This is a genomic window from Paraburkholderia sp. SIMBA_030 (assembly GCF_046535245.1).
GTDB lineage: Bacteria > Pseudomonadota > Gammaproteobacteria > Burkholderiales > Burkholderiaceae > Paraburkholderia.
Genome location: NZ_JAWRXB010000930.1, coordinates 1 through 259, shown reverse-complemented (window position 1 = coordinate 259; position 259 = coordinate 1). Strand labels below are relative to the sequence as shown.

General features: G+C 36.3%; 1 protein-coding gene. It reads left to right on the top strand.

The genetic code is table 11. The annotated features are described in order from the left end of the window. Nucleotides 1–259: hypothetical protein (locus tag SB772_RS42750; RefSeq protein ID WP_410838865.1), on the top strand; the 259-nt coding region annotated here is incomplete at both ends.

Here is a 259-nt window from a genome sequence, read left to right as displayed (position 1 = left end):
AAAAACAACGTTATCAATGAAGATTTGACTGCAAAGGCATTAATACTAAGTCCTAATGCCCCAGCCCTATATCTACAAAATGGAGGCTTAAATTGGGAAAACAATACGTTTACAAACCCTGTCGCCTCATTCGTAAGCGCATATTCTTATACCCTGTTTCAATTCAATAACAATATAAATGCCCGATATGAGCTTTTCCCAAATATATCTCTCAAAATAAATGGAGGGCTGAGCTACTCTTCATTTGAAGAACTATCTC